Here is an 8,321-nt window from a genome sequence, read left to right as displayed (position 1 = left end):
GCGGGTTGTTTTTCCCCACCCCCCCCCCGCGGGGGGGGGGGCCCCCCCGCCCCCCCCCGGCCCCCCCCCCGCCGCCGTCGCGGACGGACCGAGATCACGGTTTCGGCCGGACCGGTCGAAGCAAGGGCAGGAGGTGACCAAATCCGATCCGAGTTCGTCACGCGCCGCCCTTTACCGCGCGTCCCCGGGCGAGGAGCGTGTGCCCCCGTAGAGATCATTTTCTCAGCTCCCGGAGGTGCGGGTTGGCCAGGCGATCCCTGAGACGAACCCGGCGGACGATGACGGTGGCCGCGCTGACCGGCGCCGCGCTCGCCGGCGCGGGCGGCGGCGCGACGGCGCTGGCCCAGCCGTCCCCGAAGATCGTGGTGAAGGACGGCGTCACCCAGCCGGTCTTCTCCTACGAGGACGCGATCCGCGAGCACGTCTACGTCGAGTCGAGCGTCGACAGCGACGGGGACGGCGCGAAGGACCGCGTCAACGTCGACATCATCCGGCCCGAGGAGACCGAGCACGGCCTCAAGGTGCCGGTGATCATGGACGAGAGCCCGTACTACGACAACGCCGGGCGCGGCAACGAGAGCGAGCTCAAGACCTACGACGCGGACGGGGACCCGGTGAAGTTCCCGCTGTTCTACGACAACTACTTCGTCCCGCGCGGGTACGCGTTCCTGGCCGTCGACATGGTCGGGACGACCCGCTCCGACGGCTGCCCGGTCAGCGGCGGGCCCACCGACGTCCTCGGCGGCAAGGCCGTCGTCGACTGGCTCAACGGCCGCGCCAAGGCGTACCGGCCGGACGGGACGCCGGTCGAGGCCGCCTGGACGACCGGCCGCACCGGCATGATCGGCAAGTCCTACGACGGGACGCTCGCCAACGGCGTCGCCGCCACCGGCGTCAAGGGGCTGGAGACGATCGTCCCGATCTCGGCGATCAGCAGCTGGTACGACTACAGCCGCATGAACGGCGTGAAGTACTGGACGGACGAACAGCCGGGGCTGGCGAGCTACGTCGACACCGACCCGCCCGAGAAGTGCGCCGAGGTCAACGCCGCCCTCGACGCGGGCGAGGACGACGCGACCGGCGACTACAACGCCTACTGGAAGACCGCCGACTACCGGCACGGCACGATCGCGCGCGCGTCGCGCGTCCGCGCCAGCGTGTTCGCCGCGCACGGCGTCAACGACCTGAACGTCAAGGACGACCAGTTCGCCGAGTGGTGGCGGGCGCTCGCGCGGAACGGCGTGCGGCGCAAGGTGTGGCTGTCGCAGCGCGGCCACGTCGACCCGTTCGACATCCGCCGGGACGCGTGGGTGGACACCCTGCACCGCTGGTTCGACCACGAGCTGCAGAAGATCCCGAACGGGATCATGCGGGAGCCGCGCGCCGACATCGAGATCGGCCCGGACCAGTGGATCACCCAGCGCGACTGGCCGTCCCGCGACGCGCACGAGATCGTCCTGCGTCCCGGGCCCGGCGGCACGCTCGGGCTGGAGCGCGCACCGCACGGCGCGACGGCGGCGTTCACCGACGCGCCCGGCCCGCGCGGCGGCGGCCAGTCCGAGGGCGCGATGGTCTCCGACCCGGCGGCGGCCCGGCCGTACCGGGCGGCGTTCGTGTCCGAGCCGCTCCCCGCGACCGGGCGCCTCTCCGGCACCCCGGACGTCCGCCTGCGGATCAAGCTCGACAAGCCCACGTCCAACCTGACCGCGCTCCTCGTCGACTACGGCGAGGACACCCGCGTGAACTACCTCGGCTCCGGCGCGGGCATCCGCACCCTCGACACCGAGGACTGCCATGGCGAGAGCACGGCCGCCGACGACGCCTGCTACAGGCAGACCGAGGTCACCACGGTCACGTCGCCGGTGAACGTGATCGCCCGGGGCTGGCTCGACGCGCAGAACGCCCATTCCCTGAGCCGCCCGCGGCCCCTGAAGCCGGGCCGCTACCACACCGTCGGCTGGGAGACGCTCAGCCAGGAGTACCTGCTGAAGAAGGGCCACCGCCTGGCCCTCGTCCTCGCCGGCACCGACGCCGACTACAACACCGAGACGCCCACGGGCGCCCAGGTCACCCTGGACCTGCGCGGCACGTCGATCACCGTCCCGGTGACGGCCGCCGGCGACGACCCGGCCGCGATGATCGCCCCGTCCCAGCGCACCGCGCCGTGGCGAGGCCCGTCGGAGGTCACCCTCCCCGTCCAGCCGCGCGACCTCTACTGATCCGTCCCCGTGACCGCGGCGGCCCGGCGCTCCCTCGGAGCGGCGGGCCGCCGGCCGGTCAGAGCGCGATCGCCTCGCCGGGGTCCAGGAGGTGGAGGCGGTCGGCCAGGCCGGCCTTGGCGAACGCGGGCGCGATGGTGTCGCGGCCCTGGGTGAAGTGCGCCCAGCCCTCGAAGTGCAGCGGGACGACCTGCGCGGTGCGCAGGATCCCGGCGGCCTCGGCGGCGGCCTCGCTGCCCAGCGTCAGGTCGGCGTCGCCGATCAGCGGGGTCCGGGCGGCGCCCATGAAGAGCACGGCGACGTCGAACGGGGCGAAGCGGCCGGCGATGGCGCGGACGACGTCGAGGGAGGCGTTGTCGCCGCTGACATAGGTCGCCGGCACACCGTCGCCGGACAGGACGAAGCCGGTGACCGGGCCGGTGAGGTGCTCGGTGCCGTCCGGGCCGTGCTGGGCGGGGACGCCGGTGACGCGGAGGACTCCCCCGCCGGGGCGGGGCAGTTCGACGTGCTCCCAGTTCGGCAGGGCGCGGGCGGTGCCCCCGAGGCGGCCCGCGGCGGTCTCCGTCGTCAGCGTCAGCGGGACGCCGGCCAGGTAGGCGCGGCCGCCCCTGTCCAGGTTGTCGGGATGCTGGTCGTGGGAGAGCAGCACCGCGTCGACCGGGCCGATCCCGTCCGGGCCGAGGACGGCGCCGGTGGTCTTGGTGAGCTTCCGGTCGCCGATCGGGTAGTCGCCGGCCGCGTCGAACGTCGGGTCGACGACGAGGCGCACGCCTCCGATCTCCAGGACCGCGGTCGGGCCGCCGAGATACCGGACGTTCAACGAGGACATGACACCGCCTTCAGATCGATCACATGACGCTCTCGTAATCCCGGCGCGGCGCCGGAAATTCCCGCGTCAGCGGTTGTCGGTGTCCTTGCTGGGCTGCACGCGCTTGGGCTCGCCCGGCATCTTCGGGTAGTTCGGCGGATAGGGCATGTCGCCGAGGCCGTGGTCCTTCTCGTCGCGGTCGGCCATGTCGAGGAGGGGTTCCAGCGAGAAGGACTCGTCGTCGATGGTCGCGTGGAGGTCGCCCAGCTCGGCGAAGCGGGCCGGCATCGTGGCGATCGTGAAGTCGCGCGGGTCGACGTCGGGCAGTTCGTCCCAGGTCACGGGCGCGGAGACGGGGGCGTGCGGGGCCGGGCGGACGCTGTAGGCCGAGGCGATGGTCCTGTCCCTCGCATTCTGATTGAAGTCGATGAAGATTTGCTCCCCTCTTTCCTCTTTCCACCACTTTGTGGTGACTTCGGCGGGGTCGCGGCGTTCGACTTCGCGGGCGAAGGCCAGCGCGGCCCGCCTGACCTCGGTGAACGTCCAGCGGGGCTCGATGCGGACGTAGATGTGCACGCCCGCCTTGCCGGACGTCTTCACATAGCCCGTGTACCCCAGCTCCGACAGCAGGTCGCGGGCCGGGCCGAGGGCCACCCGGACGGCGTCGGAGAAGTCGGTGCCCGGCTGCGGGTCGAAGTCGATGCGCAGCTCGTCCGGGTGGTCGACGTCCCCCTTGCGGACGGGCCACGGGTGGAACGTCAGCGTGCCGAGGTTCGCCGCCCAGGCGATCACCGCCGGCTCGGTCGGGCAGACCTCGTCGGCGGACCGCCCGCTGGGGAAGGCGATGCGGGCGGTCTGCACCCAGTCGGGCGCGCCCTTCGGGATGCGCTTCTGGTAGAACGCGTCGGACTTGCCCGCGCCCATGCCGGCCTGGCCGCGCGCGTAGTCTTCGCGGGTGGCCATCCGGGCGCCCTCGAAGACCCCGGCCGGCCAGCGCTCCAGCGTCGTCGGGCGGTTCCGGGTGGCGCGCAGGATGCCGTCCCCGACGGCCGCGTAGTACTCCACCAGCTGCCGCTTGGTGTAGCCGTGGTCAGGGAAGTAGACCTTGTCGGGGTTGGTCACCTTGACGAGGCGATCCCCGACCGGGATCTCGATGAAGGGCGAGGCCATGAGTGCACGTTAACCCACGTGCACGACAGTCCACCGGAGCGTCCGCTCCGGGTACCGTCGGAGGCATGGAGAAGATCCGCAAGAGCGAGGACGAGTGGCGGGCGCAGCTCAGCCCCGAGGAGTTCCACGTGCTGCGCGAGGCGGGCACGGAGAAGCCCTTCACCGGCGAGTACACCGACACCAAGACCGTCGGCGTGTACCGGTGCCGCGCCTGCGGGACCGAGCTGTTCCGGTCGGAGGCCAAGTTCGAGAGCCACTGCGGCTGGCCGTCGTTCTATGAGCCCTCGGACTCCGACAAGGTCACGCTGATCGAGGACCGCTCCCTCGGCATGGTCCGCACCGAGGTGCGGTGCGCGGTGTGCGACTCCCACCTGGGCCACGTGTTCCACGGCGAGGGCTACGACACCCCGACCGACGACCGGTACTGCATCAACTCGATCTCCCTCACCCTCGAACCCGCCGAGTAGTCAACCCCCGCGCGGCCCCGGACGTCCCACGGGCGAGAGCGGAGCGCCAGGGGCCTTGCATGGACGAGTCCGACCACCACGAGTCCGACGATCACGAGTTCGACCACTACGAGCTGGCTCACCTCTGCGGCGGTCCCGTCCGGGTCGTGCAGACCGCGGTGCTCGCCCTCGACCGGGCGCGCCGCATCCGGATGTCGCGCGGGACGCACCGGGTCGACGTCGTGCGCCGCGAGTCCGAAGACCCGGTGCAGGCGGCGGTGCTCGCCGCGATCCCGCGCAGCGGGCGCCTGCTCGGCCAGGTGATCGAGGCCGCCGCACGAGCCCCGGAGACGGCCGAGGCCGCCGCACGAGCCCCGGAGACGGCCGAGGCCGCCGCCCGGCTGGCGGAGGCCGGCCTGGTCCGCCGCGGGTCGGCCAAGCTCACCCGGCGCGGCAGGGCGGTACGCCGCGGCCTCGTCCGGGACGGCGCGGACGAGGCGTCCGCCCTCCGCCGGTTCGCGGTGATCGGCCCGGCGGGCGTCGAGGACGCGCGGCTGCGGGAGATCCTGGAGAGCGGCGACCCCAAGCCGATCAAGCTCCCCCACCCGCGGTGGCACGGCCACCGCCTGGAGTCGAGCGGGCATTCCGGCCTCGGGTACTCGGGCTACGACAGCGGCGGCGACGGCGGCGGGAGCGACGGCGGCGGCTACTAGCGCCGGGCCGCCAGCGGGCGCCGGGGACGCTAGGGGGTCTCGCCGACCTCGCAGTCGTCCTTGTCGCTCTGCTTGTTGGCGAGGACGACGCTGCCGTTGTCGTCGCTCTTGCCGTGGACGAAGACGCGCGGCTCGTCGTCGCCGCCGTCCTCCAGGAACTGGGTCGTCCACTCGCACAGGTCGATGGCGGGCCTGGAGTTCTCGTCGTCCTCGCCCAGGTCGGTGTAGACGCGCACGAACGCGCCGCTGCGGCGGACGTCGGTGACGTGCCCGACGACCTTGCCGTCCGGGTCCTTCGTCCTGAAGTACGGCACCGCGTCGGGGATCTCGTCGGGATCCCCGGTGACGGCCTCGACCTCCTCGTGCGGGGACGGGGACGTCGCCGCGCGGGCGGCCGCGTGCGGCGGCGGGGAGGAGGAGCCGCCGGTCAGCACCGGGACGGTGGCGGCGACCGCCGCCAGCGCCGCCGCGGCGCCGGCCGCGGACAGCCGGCGCCGGCGGGACCTCAGCACCGCCGTGACCAGCCGGTTCAAGCGGACCGCGAACTCGGACGGCGGCCGCGCGTGCCGCCCCCGGGGCCGCCGGTCGGGAGAGTCGGTCACGGACGCACCCTACTGCCGATCCGCCCCGCTCCCGGGCCGGTCAGGCCAGATTCGCGACGAGCTCGGCGACCGGCTTGCGGCGGCCGGTGTAGAACGGAACCTCCAGGCGGGTGTGCAGCCGCGCCTTCGCGCCGCGCAGGTGGCGCATCAGGTCGACGATGCGGTGCAGCTCGTCGGCCTCGAACGCCAGCATCCACTCGTAGTCGCCGAGCGCGAACGCCGACACGGTGTTGGCGCGGACGTCGGGGTACTCGCGCGCCATCCTGCCGTGCTCGGCGAGCATCGCGCGGCGCTCCTCGTCCGGCAGCAGGTACCACTCATAGGACCGGACGAACGGGTAGACGCACACGTAGTTGCGCGGCTCCTCGTCGGCGAGGAACGCCGGGATGTGGCTCTTGTTGAACTCGGCGGGGCGGTGCAGCGCCATCTGCGACCACACGGGCTCGCTGGCGCGGCCCATGGCCGTCCGGCGGAACCGGGTGTAGACCTCCTGGAGGTCGTCGGACGTGGGCGCGTGCCACCAGAACATGAAGTCGGCGTCGGCCCGCAGGCCGGCGACGTCGTAGGAGCCGCGGGTGGTCACGTCCTTCTCGGCCGCCTGGTCGAGGAGGTCCTGCACCTCGGCGGCGTCCTGCTCGCCGAGGGCGCCGGGCTTCGCGAGGCGGAAGACCGACCACATGGTGTAGCGGATGACGTTATTGAGTTCGCGTGCCTTCGGCTTGCCCGCCTGATCGGCCATGATCCACTCCTTCTCGACTGCGCAGGTGGTCCAGGACCCGGGTCGCCGCCGCCCGCGCCGAGGCGATGCACGCGGGGATGCCGAGGCCGTCGTAGGCGGCGCCGGCGACGGCCAGCCCCGGCGCGCCGGCGACCGCGGACCGGACCTTGGCCACGCGGTCGGCGTGGCCCACGTTGTACTGCGGGAGCCCGCCGCCCCACCGGGTCACCCGGCTCTCGGCCGGCAGCTCGGTGACGCCGCACGTCGCGGCGAGCTCGGCCATGGCGGTGGCGACCAGCTCCTCGTCGGCCCGCTGGAGCGTGTGCTCCTCGCCGAAGCGCCCGATGGAGCAGCGCACCGCGATGACGCCGGGGTCGCGGTCGCGCAGGTGAGGCCATTTTACCGAGCTGAACGTGACGGCCTTGACACCCCGGCCGCCGCGCCCGGGGTCGCTCTCCACGCCGGGGACGAGGTAGCCGCTGCCCTTCGGCGGGCGCGGGAACGCGGTGGCGCGGTAGGCGAGGGTGATGATCGCCATGCTGGCGTAGTCGATGCCGGCCAGCTCGCGTGCGGCGGCGGGCACCTCCTCCTTGAGCAGCCGGGACGCGGGGGCCGCCGGCACCGCGACCACCACGGCGTCGGCGTCCAGGTACTCGGGGTCGCGGGTCGGGCCGATGGTGAGCCGCCAGCCGTCCGGCGTGCGGCGCAGCTCGCGGACCATCGCGCCGGTCCGCACCGTCCCGCCGGCGGCGGTGATGTCGTCGGCGACGAGGTGCGGGAGCGTGCCGAGCCCGTCCGGCAGCGTCGCGAAGACGGGGCCCGGGTCCTTCGGCGCGGCGTCCCGCATGCCCTGCACGGCGCCGATCAGCGAGCGGCGGCCGCGCGCGGCGGCGGCGACGGCGGGCAGCGTCGAGTCGAACGACAGCAGCTCGACCCGCCCCGCGTACACGCCGCCGAGCAGCGGCTCGACGAGCCGGTCGACGACCTCGCGGCCGACGCGGGCGCCGATGAAGTCGGCGACGGACACGTCCCCGCCGCGCGGCGTCTCCGGCAGGACGAGGTCGAGCGGGACGCGGGCGAGGCCGGCCGGCGACAGCACCCCCGACGCGGCGAGCGCCTTCAGATCGCTCGGGACGCCCATGACCTGGCCGGACGGGAGCGGGCGCAGCGCGCCGCGGCTGAGGATCGCCGAGGAGGTGGTGCCGGGGTTCACCAGGTCGGCGGAGCGGCCGAGGGCGCGCACGAGGTCCATCCCCTCGGGGCGGCGGGCGAGCATCGACTCGGCGCCCTCGTCCACCGGGACGCCGGCGATCTCGCTGACCCGGAGCTTGCCGCCGATCTGGGGGGAGCCTTCGAGCACGGTCACCCGCACGCCGTCCCGGGCGAGCACGCGGGCGGCGGCGAGGCCCGCGATGCCGCCCCCGACGACAACGGCATGGGACGTGGTCATGGCTCCAGCCTTCCAGACGCCCCGCCGGATCGTGCACCGGGGCGGCCGGAGCGGCGAGTATCACATCGCCGGTCCGGCGCACCGCGGGCTGCTGTTCTGTCGCTGATGTGACAAGACCCGGCATACCATGCCAGTGAATACTGGCATGTAGGATCCTCCGGGCTCGCGTCCGGTCACGGCCCGCAGCGGGGGCGG

8 protein-coding genes are annotated in these 8,321 nt (G+C 73.5%); 3 read left to right on the top strand and 5 right to left on the bottom strand.

The genetic code is table 11. The annotated features are described in order from the left end of the window. Positions 1 to 278: 278 nt before the first annotated feature. A complete protein-coding gene (locus ABTW95_RS18315; protein ID WP_500226872.1) occupies positions 279 to 2,219 on the top strand; it encodes a Xaa-Pro dipeptidyl-peptidase in 1,941 nt (646 codons plus the stop codon). A gap of 58 nt (positions 2,220 to 2,277) precedes the next feature. Here ABTW95_RS18315 and ABTW95_RS18310 read toward each other — a convergent pair whose 3' ends face one another. Together ABTW95_RS18310 and ABTW95_RS18305 are read right to left on the bottom strand one after the other, a co-directional pair. Further along, positions 2,278 to 3,048, bottom strand: coding sequence for an MBL fold metallo-hydrolase (locus ABTW95_RS18310; protein ID WP_500226871.1), 771 nt, complete (start codon positions 3,046 to 3,048; stop codon positions 2,278 to 2,280). A 66-nt stretch (positions 3,049 to 3,114) separates the two neighbouring features. Then, a complete protein-coding gene (locus tag ABTW95_RS18305; RefSeq protein WP_500226870.1) occupies positions 3,115 to 4,197 on the bottom strand; it encodes a DNA polymerase domain-containing protein in 1,083 nt (360 codons plus the stop codon). A 65-nt stretch (positions 4,198 to 4,262) separates the two neighbouring features. Between ABTW95_RS18305 and msrB the strand changes: the two genes are divergently transcribed. Further along, positions 4,263 to 4,664, top strand: coding sequence for a peptide-methionine (R)-S-oxide reductase MsrB (gene msrB, locus ABTW95_RS18300; protein ID WP_396445423.1), 402 nt, complete (start codon positions 4,263 to 4,265; stop codon positions 4,662 to 4,664). 59 nt (positions 4,665 to 4,723) lie between these two features. After that, complete coding sequence (locus ABTW95_RS18295; protein ID WP_500226869.1) at positions 4,724 to 5,356, top strand: DUF2207 domain-containing protein; 633 nt, start codon at positions 4,724 to 4,726, stop codon at positions 5,354 to 5,356. A 29-nt stretch (positions 5,357 to 5,385) separates the two neighbouring features. Here ABTW95_RS18295 and ABTW95_RS18290 read toward each other — a convergent pair whose 3' ends face one another. The 3 genes from ABTW95_RS18290 to hemG are packed head-to-tail and all read right to left on the bottom strand — an operon-like array spanning position 5,386 to position 8,126. Continuing rightward, positions 5,386 to 5,958, bottom strand: a complete 573-nt coding sequence (locus ABTW95_RS18290; RefSeq protein ID WP_500226868.1) for a hypothetical protein — start codon at positions 5,956 to 5,958, stop codon at positions 5,386 to 5,388. 40 nt (positions 5,959 to 5,998) lie between these two features. Next, positions 5,999 to 6,697 carry a hydrogen peroxide-dependent heme synthase gene (hemQ, locus tag ABTW95_RS18285; protein ID WP_500226867.1) on the bottom strand — a complete coding sequence of 233 codons (699 nt, stop codon included), beginning with the start codon at positions 6,695 to 6,697 and terminating at the stop codon, positions 5,999 to 6,001. Beyond that, positions 6,654 to 8,126 (bottom strand): protoporphyrinogen oxidase, encoded by a 1,473-nt coding sequence (gene hemG, locus ABTW95_RS18280; RefSeq protein ID WP_500226866.1) that lies wholly within the window; start codon positions 8,124 to 8,126, stop codon positions 6,654 to 6,656. The genes hemQ and hemG overlap by 44 nt, the downstream gene beginning before the upstream one ends. Between the last annotated feature and the right edge of the window lie 195 nt (positions 8,127 to 8,321).

This window comes from Spirillospora sp. NPDC127506 (assembly GCF_040302145.1).
In the GTDB taxonomy this organism is placed as follows: Bacteria; Actinomycetota; Actinomycetes; order Streptosporangiales; family Streptosporangiaceae; genus Spirillospora.
This window is presented reverse-complemented; position numbering and strand designations above follow the sequence as displayed.

Excerpts from the sequence above, each read along its gene's own strand:
- ABTW95_RS18315 (WP_500226872.1), top strand. The coding sequence starts at position 279 with ATGACGGTGGCCGCGCTGACCGGCGCCGCGCTCGCCGGCGCGGGCGGC.
- ABTW95_RS18295 (WP_500226869.1), top strand. The coding sequence starts at position 4,724 with ATGGACGAGTCCGACCACCACGAGTCCGACGATCACGAGTTCGACCAC.
- hemQ (WP_500226867.1), bottom strand. The coding sequence starts at position 6,697 with ATGGCCGATCAGGCGGGCAAGCCGAAGGCACGCGAACTCAATAACGTC.
- ABTW95_RS18310 (WP_500226871.1), bottom strand. The coding sequence starts at position 3,048 with ATGTCCTCGTTGAACGTCCGGTATCTCGGCGGCCCGACCGCGGTCCTG.
- ABTW95_RS18305 (WP_500226870.1), bottom strand. The coding sequence starts at position 4,197 with ATGGCCTCGCCCTTCATCGAGATCCCGGTCGGGGATCGCCTCGTCAAG.
- msrB (WP_396445423.1), top strand. The coding sequence starts at position 4,263 with ATGGAGAAGATCCGCAAGAGCGAGGACGAGTGGCGGGCGCAGCTCAGC.
- hemG (WP_500226866.1), bottom strand. The coding sequence starts at position 8,126 with ATGACCACGTCCCATGCCGTTGTCGTCGGGGGCGGCATCGCGGGCCTC.